Origin of the sequence: Stutzerimonas stutzeri SDM-LAC, from assembly GCF_000235745.1 — a bacterium.
Lineage (GTDB): Bacteria > Pseudomonadota > Gammaproteobacteria > Pseudomonadales > Pseudomonadaceae > Stutzerimonas > Stutzerimonas stutzeri_H.
Genome location: NZ_AGSX01000066.1, coordinates 1 through 23655, shown reverse-complemented (window position 1 = coordinate 23655; position 23655 = coordinate 1). Strand labels below are relative to the sequence as shown.

General features: G+C 60.2%; 19 protein-coding genes. All 19 read right to left on the bottom strand.

Features of this window, described 5'->3' with window-relative positions:
• Window positions 1–12: 12 nt before the first annotated feature.
• On the bottom strand, window positions 13–885 hold the full coding sequence (icmH, locus tag PSTU_RS0107735) for a type IVB secretion system protein IcmH/DotU (protein WP_019340469.1): 873 nt from the start codon (window positions 883–885) through the stop codon (window positions 13–15).
• A gap of 5 nt (window positions 886–890) precedes the next feature.
• Window positions 891–2222 carry a type VI secretion system baseplate subunit TssK gene (gene tssK, locus PSTU_RS0107730; RefSeq protein ID WP_019340468.1) on the bottom strand — a complete coding sequence of 444 codons (1332 nt, stop codon included), beginning with the start codon at window positions 2220–2222 and terminating at the stop codon, window positions 891–893.
• 3 nt (window positions 2223–2225) lie between these two features.
• Entirely contained in the window at window positions 2226–2705 is a 480-nt protein-coding gene (gene tssJ / locus PSTU_RS0107725; RefSeq protein WP_019340467.1) for a type VI secretion system lipoprotein TssJ, read from the bottom strand.
• A 5-nt stretch (window positions 2706–2710) separates the two neighbouring features.
• Window positions 2711–3904, bottom strand: coding sequence for a type VI secretion system-associated FHA domain protein TagH (tagH, locus tag PSTU_RS0107720; RefSeq protein WP_019340466.1), 1194 nt, complete (start codon window positions 3902–3904; stop codon window positions 2711–2713).
• Between the two features lie 20 nt (window positions 3905–3924).
• Entirely contained in the window at window positions 3925–4059 is a 135-nt protein-coding gene (locus PSTU_RS21995; protein WP_080571187.1) for a type VI secretion protein, read from the bottom strand.
• Window positions 4060–4240: 181 nt separating this feature from the next.
• A complete protein-coding gene (locus PSTU_RS0107715; RefSeq protein ID WP_237709851.1) occupies window positions 4241–6208 on the bottom strand; it encodes a lipase family protein in 1968 nt (655 codons plus the stop codon).
• 184 nt (window positions 6209–6392) lie between these two features.
• Window positions 6393–7145, bottom strand: coding sequence for a hypothetical protein (locus tag PSTU_RS21265; RefSeq protein ID WP_237709850.1), 753 nt, complete (start codon window positions 7143–7145; stop codon window positions 6393–6395).
• A 4-nt stretch (window positions 7146–7149) separates the two neighbouring features.
• The gene (locus PSTU_RS0107705; protein WP_019340463.1) at window positions 7150–7995 is read right to left on the bottom strand and encodes a DUF4123 domain-containing protein; all 846 of its coding nucleotides are present in this window, start codon (window positions 7993–7995) and stop codon (window positions 7150–7152) included.
• On the bottom strand, window positions 7992–10067 hold the full coding sequence (locus tag PSTU_RS0107700; RefSeq protein ID WP_019340462.1) for a type VI secretion system tip protein VgrG: 2076 nt from the start codon (window positions 10065–10067) through the stop codon (window positions 7992–7994). Before PSTU_RS0107700 ends, PSTU_RS0107705 begins: the two co-directional genes overlap by 4 nt.
• A 217-nt stretch (window positions 10068–10284) precedes the next feature.
• Entirely contained in the window at window positions 10285–11787 is a 1503-nt protein-coding gene (locus tag PSTU_RS0107690; protein WP_019340460.1) for a sigma-54 interaction domain-containing protein, read from the bottom strand.
• Between the two features lie 10 nt (window positions 11788–11797).
• Window positions 11798–14398, bottom strand: a complete 2601-nt coding sequence (gene tssH / locus PSTU_RS0107685) for a type VI secretion system ATPase TssH (protein ID WP_019340459.1) — start codon at window positions 14396–14398, stop codon at window positions 11798–11800.
• A gap of 10 nt (window positions 14399–14408) precedes the next feature.
• Window positions 14409–15416 carry a type VI secretion system baseplate subunit TssG gene (gene tssG / locus PSTU_RS0107680; protein ID WP_019340458.1) on the bottom strand — a complete coding sequence of 336 codons (1008 nt, stop codon included), beginning with the start codon at window positions 15414–15416 and terminating at the stop codon, window positions 14409–14411.
• Window positions 15380–17170, bottom strand: a complete 1791-nt coding sequence (tssF, locus tag PSTU_RS0107675; RefSeq protein WP_019340457.1) for a type VI secretion system baseplate subunit TssF — start codon at window positions 17168–17170, stop codon at window positions 15380–15382. The genes tssG and tssF overlap by 37 nt, the downstream gene beginning before the upstream one ends.
• An 11-nt stretch (window positions 17171–17181) precedes the next feature.
• Complete coding sequence (locus tag PSTU_RS0107670) at window positions 17182–17580, bottom strand: hypothetical protein (RefSeq protein ID WP_019340456.1); 399 nt, start codon at window positions 17578–17580, stop codon at window positions 17182–17184.
• Window positions 17573–19036, bottom strand: coding sequence for a PAAR domain-containing protein (locus PSTU_RS0107665; protein WP_019340455.1), 1464 nt, complete (start codon window positions 19034–19036; stop codon window positions 17573–17575). Before PSTU_RS0107665 ends, PSTU_RS0107670 begins: the two co-directional genes overlap by 8 nt.
• Window positions 19037–19046: 10 nt before the next feature.
• Entirely contained in the window at window positions 19047–19451 is a 405-nt protein-coding gene (gene tssE / locus PSTU_RS0107660; protein ID WP_019340454.1) for a type VI secretion system baseplate subunit TssE, read from the bottom strand.
• A gap of 6 nt (window positions 19452–19457) precedes the next feature.
• The gene (gene tssC, locus PSTU_RS0107655) at window positions 19458–20936 is read right to left on the bottom strand and encodes a type VI secretion system contractile sheath large subunit (RefSeq protein WP_019340453.1); all 1479 of its coding nucleotides are present in this window, start codon (window positions 20934–20936) and stop codon (window positions 19458–19460) included.
• Between the two features lie 26 nt (window positions 20937–20962).
• Window positions 20963–21469, bottom strand: a complete 507-nt coding sequence (tssB, locus tag PSTU_RS0107650) for a type VI secretion system contractile sheath small subunit (protein ID WP_019340452.1) — start codon at window positions 21467–21469, stop codon at window positions 20963–20965.
• 33 nt (window positions 21470–21502) lie between these two features.
• The gene (gene tssA / locus PSTU_RS0107645; protein WP_019340451.1) at window positions 21503–23065 is read right to left on the bottom strand and encodes a type VI secretion system protein TssA; all 1563 of its coding nucleotides are present in this window, start codon (window positions 23063–23065) and stop codon (window positions 21503–21505) included.
• Window positions 23066–23655: the final 590 nt, after the last annotated feature.

The following is a 23655-nucleotide window of genomic DNA, read 5'->3' as shown; positions in this document are numbered from 1 at the left end:
AGTACGTCCTTGTTACGGCTTGGGCTCGACCTGAACGGTCGGATCGACAGGTTGATACGGTTGCAGTACGGCATCGCGTTGCTCGCCCAGCACCCAGGCGAAGCCCCCATACAGCGTTACCAGGCAGATCAATGTGAACAGCGCGACCAGCCACCAGGGCACGATGCGCACTAGACGCCGACGCGTATCACGCAGTCCCTGCCAGTGCGGCGATACCTCCCGTGGCACGTCGCCACGCAGCTGGCGGATCTGCCGGTAGAGGCTGTCGCGTACTGCTTCGAGCTCAAGCATGCCGCGTGGCATCACTCGGTACTTGCCTTCGAAGCCCAGCGACAAGCACAGATACATCAGTTCCAGCATCGGCAGGTGCTTGACCGGGTTGCGCGAGAGGCGCTCGAGCAACTGAAAGAACTTCTCACCGCCGAAGGTCTCGTTGTGAAAGCTCGATAGCAGACTCATCTGCGACCATTCGCTCTCGTTCCCCCAGGGTGTGGTAACGACCGCTTCGTCGATAGCGGTGCATAGCACGTAGCGAGCGGCCATCACCTGACTGCTCTCGGCGCCGTCGTGCAAGGCGCGGTGCTCGAACAGCTTGAGCTCACCAGATAAGCGCTGGTTGAGGGCATGCAGGTCTTCGCCTTCATAGCTGTGTTTGAGCCGCACGACTTCCGAGAGCAATGACGATGCTGCCGCGACAAGCGGATTGAGGCTGATATTGAACGTCTCGGCCGGACGCAGCCGCGCGGCATAAATCATCCGCTCTTCGAGCTGCTCGAATTTCGGCGGTGCGCTGAAGTCGGTCAGCGGGCTCTGTGCCGGGGCTTCGCCGTGGCGATTGAGGATGACCGTCTTGTCGTCCTGTGCGTAGTCCATTTCTCTGATCATGTCGGTCAGTTCCTGATCGCCCAGAATTTCAGCTCAAGCCCGGTAAATTCACCGGACACATGGAAGGCGAAGCCGCCAGAGCGCTCCAATTGCGCCAGTTCCTCGGAGCTGAGCTCCAAAGCAAAGTAGGTCTTGCCGGAATGAAACGGGATCTGCCGTGGCGCGACGGGCAGTGGCTTGACCTTGATTCCCGGCAGATGAAGGTTGACCAGCTGGCGAATACGCTCAACCGGACCAACCTTGAGGTGGGCCGGCAGGCGGGTGCGCAGCTCTTCGGAGTCACATTGGGCGCTGGCTGCGAGTACGAACGAGGCGCTGCCGAGCAGCTTGTGGTCGTGCAACGGCGAGACTTGAATGCCGTATTGACGCTGTTGCAGAAGCAGCTCGATGGCGTGCTGCTCAAGCACCATTGACAGCACTTGGCGAATCGCATCCATCAGCTTGCGGAACGACAGTCCTTGGTCGTTGTGCAGGTAACGGCCATCCAGGCGAGGTCGTTTGGTCTCGCTGGAGAACGTCGCCAGTTCGCCCAGCAACCCCAGCAGCTCACGGTAGATGTGTTCGGGATGGATCCGGTCGATGCCCATGTAATGGCGTAGCACGGGCTCGTAGCGGTTGATCAGCTGCAGCATCATGAAATCACCGACTTCCGCTCCGCCGACTTTACCGGTGGCGCGGATACGCTCTGCCAGGATGTCGCCGCGATGGCCGAGCATGCTGATCACTTCTTTCAGGCACGACAGCAGGTAGCTGGACGCCTGAAAGTCGATAAAGGTAGGGATGTACTCAGGGTCGAGGCTGATCACGCCGTCCGGCGTGGTGTCGAGGATGTCGCAAAGCTTGAGCTTCACGTAAGCCTGATCGCTCTGCTGCTCGCCCAGCAGCAACCGAAAGTCCGGACGGCCGGTGCTGACTTGGCTGCTGCTGTTATCGCCGGCGTTGGAGTCAGTGACCTCTTCGTCGAACGCGGTGTAGCGCGCCAACACGTCCTTCTGCTCGGGTCGGCGACTCTCGATGTGGTTGCCGGTAACAAGCGGTAAAGCCAGATACACCGGCGTGTTGCCAGTGTTGGGCGGCACGTCCAGGGCCAGCGGCTCACGCTCAGCACCGATCTCGAAAAGGCTGCCATCTGGAAGCAGCCCACTCGCCTGGCTAAGCACGAGCTTGCCCATGTTAAGGAACTGACGGTCGATCTCCAGCTCAAAAAAACCCCAGGCGTAGTGACCCAACTTCTGGGTCCGCTGCTTGAGCTGCGCGTCGTAATAGCGGTCGCTTTGCTGGAAGTGCTGCGGACGCAGCAGCATGCCTTCCTGCCATATGACTTTGTTCATGCTCATCGATCAGTCTCCCTTCACGAGCGGATCGATGATCTTGATGCCGTGTTCATCGAGCTTTAGCTCGATTCGGTTCTGCGCTTTGTGTTGAAGAGGAATGACGAAGCGCCAGCTTGATTCGGGCAGATCGCGATAGGCGGCCAGCACGCCAACGTAGCGGCTACCGTCCTGAACAAACAGCTTGAGGTCGCGCTGCTCGCCCGGTCGCAGTTCCAGCTCTTCCTGAATGACGAGGTCCGGCGATAGCGCTTCCTTGGGACGCTGGTAGAGCGAAAAAAAGTCAGCGTTCTCGAAGGCCACCGGATGCTTGAGTTCCAAGAGGCGAATCACGACAGGCGAAGGGCGGCCGTTAAGGTCGGGGTTGAGCTGGTCGTTGCCCTGCAGTGACAGGTCCAGCTTGGTCAAGTCAGAGTTGGGCGAGAGGGCAGAGCAGCCACTCAGAACGGCGAGCGCCGCGAGCGCCGCGGCGGGAAGAAAGCGAGACATGAAGATCATCCTTGAAGGTCTGTATTGAGCGTGGCGATCAGCCGGGCCTGCTCTTCGTAGGCCTGGGCGAAGTCACGAGCGAACAACCGTTCGCTCCAATCGTCGTCGCGTTGCATCGCAGAGTGAAGCCGCTTGAAAGCACGCCAGCGGCTACCGGAAGTGGACACAAGCGGCTTGTTATCGCGCTCGAAGCGGAGGGCTAGCTGATCGGGTGAAAGCTGTTCAAGGATGCCTTTGACCGCGGCGCGACTGGCTGCCAGCATCGCTACCTGGTGTGCCTGAAGATCACGGTAAGCGCGCCCCATGGCCTGTTCGGCCGGCAGCTGCCCCGCCTTTCCACCGCGCAGCAGGAGGTTCAGCGCTTCCCCGCTGTCGATGCTGTGTTTAAGTGGGTTGTTGCCGGCACTCTGCACGGTGGTCAACGACAGGCGCATCTCGTTTTTCAACTCGCCACGGGTACGCAGCGCCTGCTGCAAACCGCCGACGCTCTGCTTGAGCAGGCTCGCCGCTCTGAGCGCCAGCGCCTGGCGAGCTTCTTCGTCGAGGTCGTCTAGGCTGACACCGAGCGCCTCGCCGAAGCGTGCCCAGAAGTCCGGCGGCAGCCGCTCGGGTTCAGGGGCGGCTTTGGGTTGCACAACCGCTTTGGGCATTACCAGTTCGGGAACCTGAAGGTTCTCCTCATCGATCTGCGAGTAGTCGCGCTGCTGGGCCTGGGTGCGTGGCGGAGCCAGTACGGCGGTCAGGTCGTCGACCTCGGCATAGACGCGCTCCTGCTGCTCCATGGCGGTCAGCGGGTCGAGGTCGAGGAAGGCGTCGTCGGGAATGATGCTGCCGGCCGGCTGTGGGCGCCCAACGTCGCCTTCGAAAGAAGCGGGATTCTGGATCAGTCGGGCACGTATTTCGAAGTCACCCAGGCAGTAGACGCTGCCATGCTCGATCTGCTGCGCCTGGCCCTTAGACAGGCTGGCGCCAGTGTCCTTGAGCTGAATGCCGTTGCTGCTGGTGTCGGTGAGAAAAAACGCGCCGTCGCGGTAGCTCACCTCAGCGTGGCGGCTAGACAACACACGTTTGCGGTCTGGGATGACCCAGTCGCAATCCTCCGCACGGCCGATGATGCCGCCGGCCTGCTTGAACGTCTTGCTGCTGATCAGGCCTGGCGCGAATTGCTGAGCACTGACCATATCGAAAACCAGTTCCATGGTCCCTTTCTCCTGGTGGATCAATTGCTGCGGGCAGGCGCCTGCGGATCACCCAAGGGGCGATACTCGTCGTCGTTGAATGTGTAGTTACCGGAGCAACCGGCAAGGGCGAGGGATGCGGCGAATAAAACGAGGGCGCAATAGCGGGCTAGCACGCGATTTCCTCCTTGAAAGCGTGTGGGCAGACAGCCGCGCGGCGCCGAAGCGCGGCGCGAGACTCAGGCTGAGCATTGAAGTTCACCCGGCTGTCACCGTGGGTGAACGAGGTCACGAAACCGGGCGGGGCCGGTACCGAAACGAGAGCTAGGGCTATAAATATGCCGCGCCGGGAAGCCGTTAGGCAAAGGCGCGGGCGGGTTCCTGTTTGCTGCCTGCCAATCGCTCGACGGCCTGGTTGTCCTCGATGGCACGCCATTGCGCGACCAGCTCATCCAGGTCCGAGCGTTCCGCATGCTCGCCAAATACGCTGCGCAGCGTCACCACCCGCTCTGCCTGGGCGAGCAGGCGCTGTTGCGTGCGAGTCAACGCGGGGCTTTGTTCGGCTCGAGCCCGTTCGCCTTGCTCCACCGCGTCGGCGTAGATGGCGCGCAATTCGAGATCCGTTTTGCCATAGAAGCGCATCACGCCCCTGCGCCTGATTTCCCATCGAAACTCATTGAAGGAGCGTGCTTGCCAGCTCTCCAATAGCTGGGCGGTGCTCAGCAGCTGGGCGTAGATGTCACGGGTTTCAGCTTCGGTAAATAACTTTCCGTTTCGCTCCTCGACGCTGGTATTCCAGCGCAGAAGGTTGGCGAGTGCCGCACGTGCGTAGCCGCTATCGCTGGAATGGTGAGTCCCTCCAAGTGCGAGCCGATTGGGCATATCACCATCAAGCCCGATTTCCCCAACGTAGCGCGCACAGATCTGCTCATCGATCAGTGCGCATCCCGGTTGCCACAAAACTGCGGCCTCGCTCCCGGCCCCAGGCCTGCGTGGCATGAAATGCCACTGCTCGCCGTGGTGCTCGTAGGGGTCGCCCTGAAGATTAACGAGCCCTGCAAGCAACAAGGCGATGCCGGTTACTGGCGAGCTGAAAAGAAGAGCTGTACCGGGAAGCGCCAGCTTCCACTCCGCGTCCATCCAAGGCAGCGGAAGGGCTGGGACCGGATCGTTGTGGTTGACGATACGGTGATGGATTAGGGATTGGGCTGCATTGACAAAGGCAGCGTCGCCCGCACGTGGGGCGCCGAAGGTGTATAGAACGACTTTCGGTTTAGTGGGTTTGCGACGTAGCCACTCGGCGATTAAAAGCGCTATTGCTCCACCAAGGCTGTGGCCGCAGACGACTAACGTTTGCTCGCCCGTATAAAAAGCATTGAGGTAGCGCTCCACGAAGGGCTTTGCTGCCTGGAAGCCTCTATAGAAGCCGCGGTGTGCTTGACCTTCACCCTCTTCGTAAGGCACTTGTCGAGCGTCTGCGTCTCGACTGGCATCCGCTAGAGGCTCCTGCGTGCCCCGAATAGAGATCAACACGACCTTGTCGCTATGGGTGATGAACGCTTGGGTGTTGGTGTTCGTTTCGTTATTCGTATCGTGCAGGAAGTGCACATCTTCGGGGTTTCGCCAGCCCTCCTGTGTTTCCTTTTCGTAGCGCGTCGAATCGTAAGGCACGATCTCGAGGCGCTTCGAATAAGGCACTTCTTCACAGAGCAGATGATAAGGGGAGGCGGTATTGAATTGCGTAGGCCGAATCCGGCGCCCTAACTGGTTCTGAAGCACGTGTCCGATGCTGCCAAGCGATGTATAGGGTGGCGGCGCTGAGTGGTAAGGCTTTGTAGCTGCACTGAAAGGTGCGTAGACGAAAGCGCTCATGACCGCCAGGTGATAGGCGTTCAGCGCGCAAAAATCAGCGCCGCGGGAAAGCAGCGGGCTATAGGCGCGTAGCGCCTTTATCTCGATGACATGATGCCTGTTACAACCAAGCGCAACGCCAGGCAGCTCTGCTGCTGAGCCTGCGTTATGCTTCAGTGCAGATGGGGTCGTCCAGTTTGGGTCTGGCGTCGGCAGATGGCTGTTGCTCTTTACGAAATCGCTTACCTCGGCCCGTATGAAGAAAGCCTCTTCCTTCGCTGCACGTTCTTGCGCTAGATAGGTCTTCCCGTCAGTGCGCCGAGGGCCGGCGGGCGATTGTTCGGCTGCAACTTGAAGGGCCGAAAGAGGCACTGGGAAATATTGCCTGTTAAGTAAGCCCGTATACCATGGGTCGTTGCCGACATACTCGGTTGGAAAAGATACAACTAGTGGACCGCCGTTAACGTTATGCACCTCTGCATAGCCGTCATTGTCTAGTGTCGGGGAGCAATCAAACCCCTGCCGATCTGTAACTTGGCAGGTCAGTCCAGCGTAGGGCTTGCCACTTCCATGCTCGTCTACTAAACGAAAGCTTACCCGGGCCAAGCGAATCGGACATTGGAGCAAAGTTTGCGAGGTTGACGTGCTCATCCGTTAGTCACTCTGTGCAGTTCGGATAGACCGTGCATTCACCGCCATCCATAGTGAAAGTACGAAACTGCGGAGGGGCTGTACAAAGCTCTTCGAACTTTGTTCCCCATCGTCCCGTGCACGGCTTCCAGCCTGTCGTTGTTTTTGACCAATAGTTCCTCATATAAGGACGGTCATTGTTACTTAGTTCAAAGCTGAGCCTAACATTGGTTTGCGAAAGCGAATTGCGTAACAAATACGTCCCGGCGCCTTTACAGTCCAGCATTTTGGCTATCCCTAACTCCAGCTTGCTGATTTGAAAGAGCCATGAACATTGAGCCGTTCTAGATACAGTTTCGTCGCGTTGATAATGTGTGCCGTTCGGCGGAAGTTCTTCAACAACCACTAACCCGCCGTTATCGTAGCTATGTTGCCAGTCCTGCTCGCCGTACTTCGCATGAATAAAAAGCCCGACCCTGGTCAATTGCAGTTCACAAAGTCCGTCGCGATAACTAACTGGAATTTCGAACTCATACCCATGCGGCACCTTTTCATACTCTTTCTTGAAACCCTTCACATGGCCGCGATCACTGCATCCCTCGGCCCCGCCGTAATGCGCTTGGGCCTTCAGTGCGAAGTCAGCCGGTAGCTCGCCCTTCAACGTAAAGGTATCGGCGCCGACCGAGCCGAGCGTGCTACAACCGCTGAGCAGAAAGCCAAACAGTACAGACCATGCGTGAATGGGCAGGAAGTGGCTTCGAGAAAAGGTGTGAGACGTCATCTGATCAACCCTGTGCTGAATGGCTTGAAGTCAGCACTGAACTGACTCGTGAATAGTGGGCGTCCGATGTTTCCCGGTCAGCTGGCAGCCAGGCCGGATGGTCCGCCAGTGCGGGGTCGAGCTGGTAGCGGAGCAGGAAGTGCAGTTGCGGCTCGCTGTGCCAGTGCCACTCCTTCGCATTGTCGAGTTGACGGTCCAGCCATTCGCTCAGCACCTGGGTCTCTGCGAGCTTGGTGGTCGCCAGCGTGTGGTTCTCCCACAGCCACAACTCGAGATTGTGGTGTGTCACAGCGCGCCTTACGTGCTCGGGTTCTGGGATAGACAACCACGGTTTTTCGAAGGGTTCGGGATACTCGCCTGGTTGCTCGTTATCGAACCATTGCCAGTCGTGATCATCCCAGCAGAGCGCGCTTGTCAGTGGACCAAGCAGCAGAGGGCGTTGTGAGACGTCCAGTTCGGCGAGGTGACGCGCAACGATGCGGTTGTCCTGGAACCGATAGAGCGACCGTTGCCCCTGTTCGTCGGCGAAGATACGGGCGTGCCAGTGTTGCGTGAGCGCCGCCAGGTCTGCGTATTCGACGCTGGCGAGCCAGCCCCAATTCTGCTCCGGTGCGTCGGTGAGTGGCGCTAGCTGCGTGAGGTTCAGCTCGTTCAGCACTATCAGCCAGGGGCCCACGCTGGCCATCTCGGCGACCTCGGTGCCCTGGTAGAGATTGGCGTAGCTGTGCACCAGGTCCGCTGAAAACAGACGAGGCAGCGGAGCGGGCTCTGCGAGGCTATCGATAACGAGCAGCAGCTGCCTCTGTTCGGCCTGTTGCGCGCTGAGCCAGTCTTCAACCGTTTTGTTCATTGTCCCGCTCCAATCTCACACATTCCTTCTCTGCATGCTTCGCAAATCGGGCAGCGGCTGGCGCCGATTTGACGAGCTTTGCGGGCCAATTGCAGCTGGGTGTTGGCCAGCGCGAGCTTGGGTTTCGTTCCAGCCCTGTCCTTGTCGGCCGCCCGCGGAATTTGGGGAGTGAGGATGCTTATGCCCGAGCCTTTGCCGGGCGCGCCACCGGAATTCATCTTGATGGTCGCGCCACTCAACGTAACGCCGCTGGGATCGAGTTTAAGGAAGCTGCCGCCGCCTGACGCGGTGAGCTCCATGCCCGCGTCGATGACGACTTTGCTGCCGGCGAAGTAGTGGATTTCGTTACCCGCCTCGACGAACTGCCCCGTGCCGATCTTCACGTGCTGGCTGTTGCCCACGGTAAGGTGATCATTGGCGCGGACTTCGGTCTTGCGGTTGGCGTGGGTGGTGCGGTGTTCTTCGGCTTTGAGTTCCGTGTAGATGTTGGCCACGACTGTGTCGTGGCGCTCGTGGCCGACGCGGATCTTCTGGTCGTGCTCGATGTTTTCGTCCCAGTCGCGCTGAGCGTGGAGGTAGATCTGCTCCTGGCCCTTGCGGTCCTCAATGCGCAGTTCGTTGTAGCCGTCTCCGCCGGGGCTCGATAGTGTCTTGAAGACGCTGCGGGTCTTGTTGGCCGGCAGGTCGTAGGGGACGACATGTTCCTTGTGGTACAGGCAACCGGTTACCAGAGGCTGGTCGGGATCGCCTTCAAGGAAAGTCACCAGTACTTCCATGCCTACCCGCGGTATGGCGATGCTGCCGTAGCGGTCGCCGGCCCAGCTTGAGGAAACACGCAGCCAGCAACTGGTTTTGTCGTCGGCCTGGCCTTCGCGATCCCAATGGAACTGGACTTTTACGCGACCGTATTCGTCGCAGTGGATTTCTTCGCCGGCTGGGCCTGTAACGACTGCGGTCTGGCTACCGAGGACCTTGGGCTTGGGATGGCTTAGGGCTGGGCGATAGGGAATGTCCCAGGGCGTTGCGGTGAAATGGTTGCGGTAACCTTGGGTGAAACCGTCACGGGCGAGGCTATCGCTCGTCACCGATTCCTCCAGTACCTGCGGTTGTTTACCTTCGTGGTGAATTTCATTGAGCAGCCAGAGCTGGTTCCAGCCGCTGCGCGGGTGCTCGTTCATGGCCAGGAAGTGGCCGGTGATCATCTGTGGTTGGTCACTCTCACCCTCAGCCAACTCGTAGTCGCTGCGGTGGCGTTCCAGAGCGCGTTGCGACAGGTGCTTGCCGCGGGGGCGCTCGGTGAAGCGGCCGGGGTAGTCGTAGTCTTCCAGGTCCGGTTGGAATTCGCTCTGGAAGGACCCTTCCATAATCAGGCGCGGTTTCTCGAAGTCATAGTCGCGGCGGGTGGTCCGGCTGGTGCGGGTTTCCATGCGCAGGGCGAAACGTTTGATCACCGGCTGATCGGCAACCAACCCGGAGTCCTGTTGATAGGCAACCGGCGCGAGCTTGGGAAAGCCCGTTTGGTCGTCACCAAAGACCAATACATGGCCGGCGGTGCTGTGCTGGAAGTGGTAGTGAATACCTTCTTCTTCGCACAGGCGCTGGATGAAGTGAAGGTCGGTCTCGTCGTACTGCACGCAGTAGTCGCGCTCGGGGTAGACCGAGCCGAGGGCGAAGCGAAAAGCGTTGGCCTGGATGCCATGCTCTTCGAGCACTTGGCTGATGATTTGCTCAACCGTCAGGTGCTGGAAGATTCGCAGGTTGGTGCGGTGAGCCAGATAAGCGAGCTGCGGACGCAAGGTTATGTGATAGCGCGTCAGGCGCTTACCGGAATCGCCCTGAGCGACGCGGTAGATCACGCCATGGATGCCGGTGCCGGCCGGTGAGAGGGCGAGGAAGGCCGGCTGATGCAGCATGTCTTCCAGCTCCAGATCGGGGCGTTCGCTAACCAGTTCGAGCTCGAATGCGAAGGGCTGCGAAAGCGCTTCCCGGCCCTTGAATTCCAGAACCTGTAGATCGTGCTCGATGCCTTCGATTGCGAGGCTGAAATGGGTGTCGTTGGCCGGGTTGAACATGTGAAATCCTTGTTCGGAGCGCTTCCATGAAGCCGTTCAGGTCGAGGGGCGAGGCTACCGGTTATCAATCGGAGCGTTTGCGATGTCTGTCAGGTCAATCGGTAGCAGCACCGTATCGAGGCCGATTAAAGTGCCGCAGCCGGCTAGCGCTGTTACAAACCCCGCCAAGGCAGCAACAGTCAGCAATCTATGAACACTCATGCTCATCTCCTTGAGCTCAGAGGGTGCTGGCGTTAACACCCAGGCGCTCCATGCGGTAGAGCAAGGTGCGGCGCGGTAGCCCTAATTCTCGAGCGGCCTGGCTCTGGTTGCCGCCGTTCTTAAGCAGACAGTCAATCAGCAGGTTGCGCTCGACCCGTTCCAGCCGCGCGCGTAAATCCAGCGTGCTGTCCAGGTCGTTATCCACCGTGCGCAGGCTGAAATGTTCCGGTAATAGTTCGCCGCCGTCGCTCAGGAGCACGGCACGTTCGACCAGCCCCTTGAGCTCGCGCACGTTGCCGGGAAAGGCATAGTCAGCCAGTTGCTCAAGCGCCGCGTCCGACCAGCGCACGGTATCGCGCTGCAGAAAACCGCAGGCTTTGTCGGCAAAGTGGCGGGCTAGACGAAGGACGTCCTGATCGCGGTCCCGAAGCGGCGGCAATTCGATCGGGAAGATGGACAGGCGGTAGTACAGGTCTTCACGAAAGCGCCCCTCCTCGACTCGCTTGTGCAGGTCTTGGTGAGTTGCGGCGACGATTCGGACGTCAACTTTATGGGTGCGCGTGCTGCCAAGCGGTCGGACCTCGCCTTCCTGCAGAACACGCAGCAGCTTGGCTTGTAGGGTCAGCGGCATGTCGCCGATTTCATCGAGGAACAACGTGCCACCGTCGGCCGCATCGAACAGGCCTTCGTGGTCGCGTTCGGCACCGGTAAAGGCGCCTTTTCGATAACCGAACAGCTCGCTCTCGAGCAGGTGTTCGGGTAGAGCCGCGCAGTTTTGCACGATGAAGGCTTGGCTGCGCCGCGAGCCGCAATCATGGATAGCGCGTGCCACCAGTTCCTTACCAGTACCTGTTTCACCTGTCAGCAGAACACTGACGGGGTTGTGCAGGACTTTGCCGATCAGCCCGTAAACCGCACGCATGCGCGGGCTCTCACCAATCAGCCCGTACCCGCTGGTGCATGGGCGCCTCGGGGTGATCTCGCCAGGTGCAGGTTGGGCCACGCCGAGTAGTCTATTGAGCAGATGGGCCTGGCCGAGGGCAAAACGGCCGAGGTTGGTCAAGGTTGCGGTCGCAGCGGTGAGGTCCTGAGTGGCGGTACTGGCAGCCACCATCAGCCCGACGACATGACCTTCTGCATTCTCCAGCGGCAAGCAGAGCAGGCTGCGCCAAGGGCGCGACGATTCAGGAAGAAAACCGGTTTCGTGCAGGTTGGCGTCCAGCGGGACGATGCTCAGCTGGCGATTCTGGCTGAGACAGTACTGCAGCAATTGTTCGTCTCGGTAGTCGCTGGGCAGGCTCGCGGTTTCTTGCCGCCGGGCACCATCGAACCACTCGGCCGACAGGGTCAGACGTGTGTGGGTCGCATCGAGCAGGTAGAGCTGGGCGAGCGGGCAGCTCGCCAGCTGCGCCGCCGTTTGTACCAGCCCGTCCAGCCAGCCGCTTGTATCCGTCGTCCAGGCCAGCTCGGCTAAGCGATCCAGTAGCGCGCTGGCAGGCGCGGAATGCTCAGTCAGCATAGGCGGCACCTTAAGCGAACTCACAAACCACCGCCCCGTCGCCGTCGAGAGTTGCATGCGCACGTTGCAATGCTTGGCCACTCGCCATGGCGTCGAGCAGCCGATCGACGACCAGTGGCTGCAGGTGCTGATCGATTAGGTGATCGATCAGGCGTGCACCGCTGTCGCTGTGAGTGCAACGCTCAGCCAGGTGCCGGACCAGTGCCTCGCAGTGACTGAACTGCAACTGGCGCCGCGTTAGGCGATCACCGAAGCGCGACAGTTTGAGCGCCACCAGTTCGTTCAGCACGTCACCCTGAATTGGGTAATAGGGGACCACCCGCATGCGGGCTAGCAGGGCCGGTTTGAAGTGCTGGGTCAGTGCAGGTCGAATCGCCAGCTCCAGGTCTTCGGTCTCTGGTCGCTGGCCGCCTTGGCAAAGATCGGCGATACGATCGCTGGCCAGGTTGCTGGTCATCAGGATCAGGGTGTTGCGGAAGTTGATCTCCCGTCCCTCACCGTCGTTGGCCACGCCCTTGTCGAAGATCTGGTAGAAGACGTTCATTACGTCCGGGTCGGCTTTTTCGACTTCATCAAGCAGCACGACCGAGTAGGGCTTCTGGCGCACGGCCTCGGTGAGCATGCCGCCTTCGCCGTAACCCACATAACCGGGTGGCGCACCGATCAGGCGAGATACGGTGTGCTTTTCCTGAAATTCGGACATGTTGATGGTCGTGAGGAAACGCTCGCCGCCATAGAGCAGGTCGGCCAACGCAAGTGCGGTTTCGGTCTTGCCGACGCCGCTTGGGCCTACCAGCAGAAAGACACCGACCGGCGCATCGGACTTGTTCAGTCCAGCAGCCGTGGCACGCATGGAGCGGTCCAGTGCTTCGATGGCCTGTTCCTGCCCGCGCACACGCTGGCGCAGATCGGCGGCAAAGCTGAGCACCTTGCTGTTGTGCTCGCGCGCCAGCTGGGAGAGCGGTACGCCGGTCCAGTGGCTAATGACTTCGGCCACCAAACGAGGGCAGACCTCGAAACTCACCAGCCGCTCGGCGGCTTGGGCACTGGCAAGCTCGAGCTGAAGGTCCCTTAGCTTGGCTTCGAGCTGTTCAAGATCAGGGCGGGTTTCGTCATCGGATACGCACTCGGGCGATGTTCGAGCAGTTGCGCATTGTTTGCGCAGATCCAATAGCCTCTCGGCCAGCGAACGCTGAGTGGCCCAGCGGGTTTCCAATTGCTCGAGTTCTGCGCGGGCTGCCGCCAGGCGCGTTTCCAGGCTGTCCAGAATGTCGGTGTCGATGTGCAGGCCAGCATCGAGATCACGGCGCAGCGCGAGCCCCTGGCGTTCACCCTCGGCGATCTCGCCTCGCAGGCGCTCCAGCGCTTCAGGTGCGGCCGCCAGGCTGATGCGTACCCGGGCGCAGGCGGTATCTAGAACATCCACCGCCTTGTCGGGCAATTGGCGGCCGGCCAGGTAGCGGGCCGATAGCTCGGCGGCGGCGACCACGGCGTCGTCGCGCAGGTAGATGCCGTGGCTCTTTTCATACACCGGGGCGAGGCCGCGCAGGATGGTCACTGCTTCGTCGACGGTGGGCTCGTGAAGCTGAACCGGCTGGAAGCGGCGTGCGAGGGCCGGGTCCTTCTCGAAATACTTCTTGTATTCGCTCCAGGTGGTAGCCGCGATGGTGCGCAACTCGCCTCGGGCCAATGCCGGCTTGAGCAAGTTGGCGGCATCGCCACTCCCAGCCTGGCCGCCAGCGCCGATCAGGGTGTGGGCTTCATCAATGAACAGGATGATCGGCTTGGGCGAGGCTTTGACCTCGTCGATAACGCCTTGCAGCCGCCGTTCGAATTCGCCTTTCACGCTCGCGCCAGCCTGCAGCAAACCAAGGTCCAGGCACAGCAGTTCGACGCCCTTGAGCGCGTCCGGCACTTCACCATTGGCGATGCGCAGCGCCAGGCCTTCGACGATTGTCGTTTTGCCGACGCCGGCTTCGCCCACCACGATAGGGTTGCTTTTGCGACGGCGCGCGAGAATGTCGATCATCTGGCGGATCGCGGCGTCGCGGCACAGCACCGGATCGAGTTTGCCGTCCCGGGCTTGCTGGGTGAAATTGTGGGTGAAACGCGACAGGTTGGACTCGCCCGCTGGCGCCGCCTTGCCAGGGACCGCCTGTGGTTGCTGAGCCAAGGCGAACTCGCGCAGTCGTTCGGTGTTCAGGCGCGACAACAGCGGCTGGTAGTGGCTGCCGGCATAGCGCATCGGATTGCGCAGCAGCGCCAGGATCAGTGCGGCCTGATCGATCTGACTCTGGCCGAGCTCTAGGTTGCCTACCAACAGGGCATCCTGTAGCCACTGCACCAGTTCGGCAGAAAAGACCGGGTTACGCGATTCACTGTGCTCGCCGCGCGGCTGCAGAGCGTGAGCTAGGGATCCGGCATCGACGTCAGCGTCCTGCAAGGCGCGCATCAGCAAGCCTTCGGGCCGCTCTAGCAGGCCCAGCAGCAGGTCTTCAACGAGAATCTTGCTGCCGCCACGCACTACGCAGCGCTCGGCTGCGGCTTCCAAGTCGCGCTTGGTCTCGGCGTCGAGTGCCTGTACCAGTTGTTGAAGGTCTACGTTAATCATTTCATCGTCCTTAATGAGTCTGGCTGCCCAAGGTGACCATGCCGTCGGCGCGTTCGCTGCCAAGCCAACTGGTCCAGCCGAGGCGGCAGGGGTTTTCGGCGCCGATGCGCATTTCGCGGATTTCGTCGCGACGCAGCTCCAGGCGTATGTCGTAGTCGAGTGGGTCGCGCAGGGTGAAGCGAACCAGCGCGCAGAGCGGCTGGTAGCCGCTGCCCACGGGCAAAAACTTGTGGAAGCGGTCCCAGCTCAGTTGGCGTATGTGGATGCGGAATTTGCCGCCGCGATCGCGAACGCGTTCGCCAAGCACCAGGCTTTCGCCCAGTTGACTATTGGCTCGGCCGAGGCGGTTCTGTTGCTCAGCAAGTATTTCGACCTGACGCTCCAGACACTGCTCGATGCGCAGGTCGGCATGCTTGAAGTAGTAGCGCAGCACCGACTCGATCAATGCGGCCGAATGCGCACGCAGGCTTAGCAGGCCCAGGTAGGGCAGCAGGCGCTTCCAATTGAGCTCGGAGGCGGCCCGGATCTGTTCACCGCCCAGCCCGATCAGGGCAAACAGTTGCTCGGACAGCGGGTCACGCGCGCCACTGGTGAAGCGCGCACGGTAGCGGTACTTCTGCCAGATCGGCAGCATCAAGCGCTGCAAGCGGTTGTTGAACAGGTCGAGAAACTCGCGTGTCGGGTTTCCTTCCGTGCTGTCGCCAAGGGCCTGCTCGCCATAGAAGGCTGGCAGTGGCGATCCGGCGCCGAACAAGCTGACCAGGTTGATGCGTAGGCGTGCACGTAGCTCGCCGTGCTCCTGAAAAAACTCGACGCGATCAACGTCACTGCCGGGAAACCCCAGGCTTGGGTTGGCCTGGAATTCGAGGTGTTCGTAGAGCGCCTCTTCGTCCAGATCGGGATGTGCGGCCTTCAGACGGTCCATCACCAGCAGCACACCCTGGAACAGGCTGTACTCGCGGATGCCCCGGCTGATCCGGTTTAGAGCAGGGGTTGCTGCCCCATGCGCGGCGTCCATTGGTACACCTCTCCTTGTGTGCTCCTGACGCGCAGCTCGTGATACGAGTTGAGGCTGGCGTACAAGGCAAAGAATTCATTGAGTATCGAAGCGAAAAGGAACAGATCGCCTTCGCCCAGATAGCCCTCGGGGTCCATCACCAGCTCGGTACGCACACCGCGCACCGGCAGACCGCGGTGCAGCCGATCGACATGTTGGTGCCCGATCTGCTTGAGGCCGCCCAGCAGTCGCTTGCTGACCTTTTCGGCGTGCTGGTCGTAGTAGCGCGGCAGGTCGTAGGTTTCAAGGATGACCTTGAGCGCCTCGACGTTGGCCAGCGACAGGTAGTTCAGTGACATGTTGCTGATCAACTTCCAGAGGAAGTCGCGGTGCAACGGTGGCGCGTAACTCGGCGTCACGGCGCTGATGTTGCGAAAGGTCAAAAACTCCGGCGTGTCTTCGCTGGGCAGGCAGATATCGCCGAGACGCAGCTGGCGCGGCAGGTTCTGGTTCGTGCAGGTCAGCTCGATGGACAGCGTCTCGTGCTGATCGAGGTTACGCAGGCCAAAGCTCAGGTATGTCTCGAGCCCATCGCCGAGCATCGAAGGCTGCTGGCGCACGCTGTAATGCGGGCGCGCCACGGGGACATCGAAGCTTGGATCATGCTCGAACGATTCGAAGGGCACGTATTCTTCATAGCCCATGCCGCCGGGCTTCCAGCCGGTGACGCGGTCGACCGAGAAGACGCCGCACTGATTGCTGTCCAGCTCCGATGGCATCAACAGATACTGATCCTGCTTGCCATCCAGGCGAATTGGGATCGCATCGTGCTCGAACAGATTGACCACCGGCGTGCAATACAGCCGTACGTTTTCCAGGGTCGGGCGGATGCGCTGCACGCCGGCCTTGTGTATGTCGAAGCGCAATTCGAAGCCGCGAGCCTGCTCCAGCACTTCTTGCGGCAGGCGCTTGACTGCATCCAGACCTTGCAGGTCGACAAACAGGAATTTCTCCTGAAAGGCGAAATATTCCTGCAAGTAGCGATAACCGCGGAAGGTATTGAGTGGGTAGGGAATCAACGCCTGGTCTTCAGCAAAGCCTACCGGTTGCAGCTTTGACGGATCGATATTGAGGGCGGGCAGAGGCATGCCGAACCCGTCGGTGAAAGGTTTGCCATTGGCATCCAACGCGACCAGCTGCACGCCGGCCACATTGCGCAGCAGGCTCAGGTAAAGCATCTGGCTGATATAACGCTCGCCGGCGAGATGAAGGCGCAGCTGTTTGAGGTTCAATTCGCCGAGATGACCGTCGGCCGTCATCTGCAGGCGAAGACTGAGCAGAGCGCCGCCGCCCTTAACCGAATAATCCAGGCCGTCGAGCGCCAACGGTAGAACTTCCGTGGCGTAGGCGGTGCGAAAACGGCAGGTAACGCCCTGGATCGGCTTGGACTCGACCGGTGTATTGCGCGGCACCATGAGTGCGGGCCCTGGGCGTTTGACCGGGTCGAACTGCAACATGCTGAACGCCGGCAGCGGGCGCATGTAGTTTGGCCAAAGCAGGTGCATCAGTGAGTGAGTCAGCTCCGGCAGCTCGTCGTCGAGCTTTTGCCGCAGCCGGCCAGTGAGGAAGGCAAAGCCTTCCAGCAGCCGTTCGACATCCGGGTCGCGCCCCGCTTGTCCCAGAAACGGCGCTAGCGCAGGGCTGCGCTCGGCGAAGCGCTTGCCGAGTTGGCGCAGGGCGGTGAGTTCGCTCTGGTAGTAGTGGTTGAAGGACATCGAGGTTCTACCTATGGAGCTGTTCGTGGGCACAACGAGGCATCCCTGATCGCCCAGGTATGTATGGCGTTGCCCTTTCGCTGGTAGTCGGACCGCTTCAGTTGCGCGAGAAACTGCTGCTTGTTGAGCGAACGCTGGGAGCCGTTGGCCGAGAGGGTCAAGCGATACGTGGCGGGAAAGCTGCTCTCCAGGTCGTCTCCGAAGGATATGTAGGAGAGCACTTCCGCGACGCGTCCAGGCTCCAGGTATTGATTCTGTACGCCGCTGCCCTTGGCGTTGGAATAATCCTGAACCCGGACCTGGACCGGGAAGGAACAGGCATTTTCGAAGTCTGCGATAAATACGGTTTTGGTCTGAGCACTGCAGCCGGCCAGCAAAGACGCGAATAGGAAAGCGATAGTTTTAGTCATTGAAACGTACCCGGGAGAGCCACAGCAGGCCCTTGACGTCTTGCTCGGAGGCTACCGAGCGGCTCCAGTAGTCCTGGTACCCCTGGGGGCCGCGTGGATAGTCGGAGTGGTAATGCATCACATCGATTTCACCGTTGCCGGGAACCGGATGGTTGTCGTTCGGGGATTGGGTGAGAACGCTGGAGGTTTGCTTGTGGCTCCAGGAGTACTCCGGAATCAGCCCGCCATCGCCATAGTCGTTCAGCACCAAGTGGCCGAACTCATGGGCGGCGGTATGTTCGAAGTGGCCATCGGCGAAACCGGTCGGATAGCGAGCGGCATCCCAGAATCCGGCGTTGTGATAGATCTTCTTGAACATGGCGAAGCTGGTGGAGCGGCCGAAGTTGGCGTCCAGTTTTTCGATCAGAGGGAAATCCCTGGCGCTGGGGCGGCCATTGACGTCCGCGATGACGGTTATTTCTATTTCCCCGTTTGTCGTTCTAATTGGGGCGCCAATGCCATTCGGCCGACTGCCGTTGCGAGACCAGTAGTGCTCGATGCCGGCTTTGGCCATGGTCTTCAACTGCTCGTAGGTCTTGGCGGTGAGGCTGGTGTTTCGGCCGCTGACGCCTCCGTCGGAGAAACTGGGGCGGACGTCAATCTGTGCCGTTGCGGCGTTTCGATCAATCCGTACATCGACCCAATCCACCTCTTCGCTTTCATTTGCTAATGGCATGTCCACAATCTGCTGTACGCCGCCCTTTACTGCAATCAGCCGCACCTTGAGCGCGGCACTCTTGAGCACCTTGGTATCAAGGACGCCGGCCAAGCTGTAGCCATCCCATTGCCACGGGTGTTCGCCGGTGGGCAGCAGCTTGGAGGTATCGGCCTCGGCGTAGATCAGCGTGCTGCCGTCCAGTACCTCCAGGGTTAGGCTATCGGCGGGCTGCTCGCGGTTGCTGACCAGAAAATCGATAGTTTCCAGATTCTTCGTGATGCCGCGGGCTAGCTCGTCGTAGTCAGGAATTTCCAATGGAGTCAGGATGCGATTACCGCCTGATTTCAACTCCAATCGATAATCCAGCGCCTCGCTGTTCTGCTTGGCCGCTTCGGCGCTTGGGATTAGTGCGTCAGCGAGAGCGGCTACGGCACCCGCTACAAAAGACACTGGCCCGACCGGGCCGATGGTTGCGCCACCCCCATTGAGGCCAATCAATACCGTTCCGGACCCCGCCGCCACCACATTCCCGTGGCTGCCCACGGTGCCGATGGTGGTGGCCGGTTTGCCATTGATCAGCACGGTCGGGATTACGCTGCCCGACAGCGCACCGCCGCAGGCGGAGGCGTCGCCCATGCGCGCGGCGGGCATGCCATCAAATAGCACGTCAGGAGAGCCAGCCGCGATCGGGTTAGTGCCGTGGCCCTTTTTCGGGCAATCGGTGGGGTCGCCCAAACGGGCTGCGGGTTGACCGGACATCAGGCTCTCCTTAGTGGACTTTTACTTGTCCGCTGCCATCCAGGCTCGCGGAGAAACTCACGTGACGCTTGAAACCGTCGACTTCCAGCAGGCCTTCGATGGCAAAAGACAAGCTCAGTGGGTCGTGGTCGCGGGGCAGGGATAGCACCCGGACCTCGCTCAAACGCGGTTCGTACGCCTCGATAAAACGTTCGATGGCAATACGCGCCTGCTGCAGCGAGTCGTGCAATGACAGGCGCATATCGTTCAAATCGGGCAACCCGTAGTCGGGCAACGTTTGCACGCTGCCCGCCCGAGTGCTGAGCATTTTGGCCAGATGGGCAGCCACCGAAGCCATTGCCGCGACTTCGCGGCTCCAGCCGGCGCGCTTGTCGGCGTCGCCGCCGAGGCGTTCGAACAGGCTGCCGTAGGCCATGGATGCTTATTCCTTGTCCAGCTTGCCAACCAGCGACAGGGTGAAATCGGCACCCATGTACTTGAAGTGCGGGCGCACGTTCAGGCTGATGCGGTACCAGCCCGGCTCACCGTCGACATCGCTGACGACGACCTGCGCGGCGCGCAACGGACGACGGCTGCGAACTTCGGAGCTTGGGTTCTCCTGGTCGGCCACGTACTGGCGGATCCACTTGTTCAGTTCCAGCTCCAGGTCGGTGCGCTCTTTCCAGGCGCCGATCTGCTCGCGCTGCAGCACCTTGAGGTAGTGCGCCAGGCGGTTGACGATGAACAGGTAAGGCAGCTGGGTGCCGAGTTTGTAGTTGAGCTCAGCGTTCTTGCCTTCTTCGCTGTTGCCGAAGAATTTAGGCTTCTGCGCCGAGTTGGCCGAGAAGAAGGCGGCGTTATCGCTGCCCTTGCGCATGGTCAGGGCGATAAAGCCTTCTTCGGCCAGTTCGTATTCACGACGGTCGGAGACCAGGACCTCAGTTGGGATCTTGGTTTCGATCTCGCCCATGCTTTCAAAATGGTGCAGGGGAAGGTCCTCCACCGCGCCACCGCTCTGTGGACCGATGATGTTCGGACACCAGCGGAACTTGGCGAAGCTGTCGGTCAGACGGCTGGCGAAGGTGTAGGCAGTGTTGCCCCACAGGTAGTGCTCGTGGCTGTTAGCCACGTTTTCCTTGTAAACGAAGGATTTGACCGGGTTGTCTTCCGGGTCATAGGGATTACGCAGCAGGAAGCGTGGAACTGTCAGGCCGACGTAGCGGGCATCTTCCTGCTCGCGGAAGCTTTGCCATTTGGCGAACTGCGGACCTTCGAAGTGGTCCTTGAGGTCCTTGAGGTCCGGCAGACCCGTGAAGCTTTCCAGGCCGAAGAACTTCGGGCCGGCTGCGGCGATGAACGGCGCGTGAGACATGCTGGCGACCGATGCGACGTACTGCATGGTCTTGATGTCGGGCGCGCTCGGATCGAAGAAGTAGTTGGCGATCAGCGCGCCGACCGGCTGGCCACCAAACTGGCCGTACTCAGCGGTGTAGACGTGCTTGTACAGGCCGGATTGAACGACTTCCGGGCTGTCTTCGAAATCGTCGAGCAAGTCCTGCTTGGACGCGTTGAGAACCTCAAGCTTGATGTTCTCGCGAAAGTTGGTGCGATCGACCAGCAGCTTGAGGCCGCGCCAGGAGGATTCCAGCGCCTGGAATTGCTGGTGGTGGAGAATCTCGTCCATTTGACGGCTGAGCTTGGCGTCGATTTCCGCGATCATACGGTCGACCATGGCCTTTTTGACGGGCTCGTGCTCGTTCTGTGGCTTTAGCAGTTCTTCGATGAAAGCCGACACACCGCGCTTGGCGATGTCATAAGCCTCGTCATCGGGAGTCAGTTTGGTTTCGGCGATGATGCGGTCGAGGATGCCGACCTCGGCGAGGTTTTTGCCGCTTTCGACGGCTGCTGCATTGGTGCTCATTGTGTTGGCTTTCCTTGTCGGGAGATTCAGGCGTCCAGTTGTTCTTTCGCGGCGAGGCCCAGCTCACCGAGTACGCGGTCGCGCGAGACGTCATCGGCCAGCACGCTTTCGATCGCTTTGCGGAAGGCCGGCGCGTTACCCAGCGGGCCTTTGAGGGCGACCAGCGCGTCGCGCAGTTCCATCAGCTTCTTCAGTTCCGGAACCTGCTCGACCAGGTTGGCCGGGTTGAAGTCCTTCATCGAGTTGATGTTCAGCTGCACGGCCAGCTCTTCGTCGGTGGGTTCATCCTGCAGGCGGTTTGGCACCGAGAAGGTGAGGTTCAGCTCCTGCTTGGCCAAGACTTCGTCGAAGCTGTTCTTGTCGATGGCGATCGGCTTGCGGTCTTCGATCTTGCGATCGTCAGGGCGCTGAGTGAAGTCGCCGAGCACCATCAATTTCAATGGGAGCTCCAGCTCTTCCTGAGCGCCGCCGGTCGAGGGCTTAAAGGTGACATTGATGCGTTCTTTTGGGGCTACCGAGCCTTCTTTGGCCATGGGTCTTCTCCTTTGCATTTACGGCCCGGGGGCCTAATCGAGTACCACTTCGAGATCGAGGTGGCACAGCCTGCGGTAAATCTCATCCTTGCTTTCACGCACGGCGTGGTTCTGCGGCAGCAGCTCGCAGCAGCTATGCAACAGACGCAGCACCTCGAGGGCGAGATCGGGTTCCCAGTCGCCGAGGCCTGAGGCCTGCAGCGTCTGATCGAGGGATTCAAGTTGGGTCTTGGCCAGGTCGTATTTTTTGGCCTGGAAGCACAAGCGGGCCAGGGTCAGTTGCCAGAAGAAGCGTTCGCGCCCGCCGCGGGCTTGGTTGAGGCCTATCTTGAGCTTCTGTACCGCGCTTTTGAGGCCGTCTTTGCGCAACTGTGGGAGCACTTCCTGCAGCGCCTCTTCCCATACGAGTGTGGCTCCGCCGTGGTTGGCGTGCGATTCACTTACGGTCTGCGCCGGCTGCACATGAGGCATCACATTGGCGCTGATCCAGGCGCGGGTTTCGGTGTCGGCGAACGGAGCGCCGTCGTGAAATCGCAATTCGTCGAGGCCTGGCATGCGCTGCAGGAACAGGGCGAGCTGAATCTCAACCTCGCGCATCGCCTGTTCGGCGTCCAGCTCGCTCAAGCATTCCCAGGCTAGACGCTGACCGTCGAGCCAGAACGGCGCGCGGGCAATGCTGGCTTCTAGGTCGGCCAGCAGGTCGGCGTAAAGTCCTTGAGAGAAGCGTTCGCGATAGCCGGCTAGCTTGTCTGCTGGAATGCCGCGTAGCGCTGTGATCTGCTCGGCGTTGCGTTCGGGAAGGCTATCGATGGACAGCCAAAGCAGGGTGCGAGCCAGCCGTAGCGGCTTGAGGTCGGTGGCTTTCTGCTTGAGCCACCAGCCGCAAAGTGGTCGGGCTTGATCCTGCAAGCTGCGCAGGCTCTTGTGGGCGTCTTTCTCGTGCTCGACTGGGGTTGTGGCCGTGAATACCTGCGCCGCTACCTGCTTGACCTGGGCTATAGCTGCACCGACAGCTCCTGGCTGCGGATGCGCAGCGCCGGCTCGTTTGACCATTTCCTCGAGCCGGCGGCATAGAGGCAATAGGAGAGGCGCCTGTGGTCCTAGCTTCGCCGCCAGGCAGCCTTCGAGGCTGCGCAGCTCGACCGCGATTTGCTCGAACAGTGGGAGCTGTTCGCCCATCGGCACATGGTCGGCGAGCACCTGTTCCATGCGTGGGACCAGCCAGGTGATCGCAGCGGTACGAGTGCGGTCCTTGCGTGGGTGGATATCGTCCCAATGGTCGCGACAGAAGAAGCCGAGCATGGACAGGCCAGCATGCAATCCGAGAAACGAATCACGCTGATACAGGCTCCAAGTCAGCCAAGCCGCAATACGCAGATCCTTTGTCTGGGTGCTTAGCAGGCTTTCGCTCCCGACCCGAACGGATTCCCAGTCAACGGAGCCGGCGGCGTGCAGCGACGCTGCCTTGCCAAGCTCCTGCTCTAAGAACTCGTACTCTCCCGCATAGCGAACATCGTCGCCGGCGAAGCAGGTAGCTGTGATGGGAGCTTTCGCTACCGCCAATACGTGGGCGGCTAGCTTGCTTGAAAACGTCATTCCATGACTCAGTTGATGCCTGCGTCAGCGCTTCGCTTTACAGGTGCGCTTCATGCGCAACGACTTACTACGTGCAATGCCCGCACGCCATTGAGGTGCGAATCCTAGACAGGAAGGCCGAGGATGACTGTGAAGTGGTTCCATCTAAGGCGACGGAGCGACCCTTCGAAGGGGGGTGTAAGTCAGGGATGTGCGGTAGTTAACTTGTCGGAAGCAGCCGCTAGGGAACCCGGACGTAAAAAACGTGTCTCGTGGCCCCGATTACGTAAAGAGATTGCTTGTTCGTAGAAGGTTTCAATCTTCTGTTTCAATCTTCTATATAGGTGGAGGAGGAGCACGCCCAGCCAGGCGATAGAAAACGGTTGACGCCAGATTCTGAGTGCCTATAATGCGCACCTTCTCCGGCGCAGGCCTTAGGCGAAACCTCTTGTAAATCAAGAAGTTAGCAAAAATTAAGGCTTGCACGGACGGCAAATTCAAGTAGAATGCGCCGGGCTGACAGGGTGGTGGTTTTGCGCTGTTGGTGGCTTCGGTCAGGTTGATCGGAAGCGGTTGAAAGAGGTGGTTGACAGCGGGTTTAGACGCTGTAT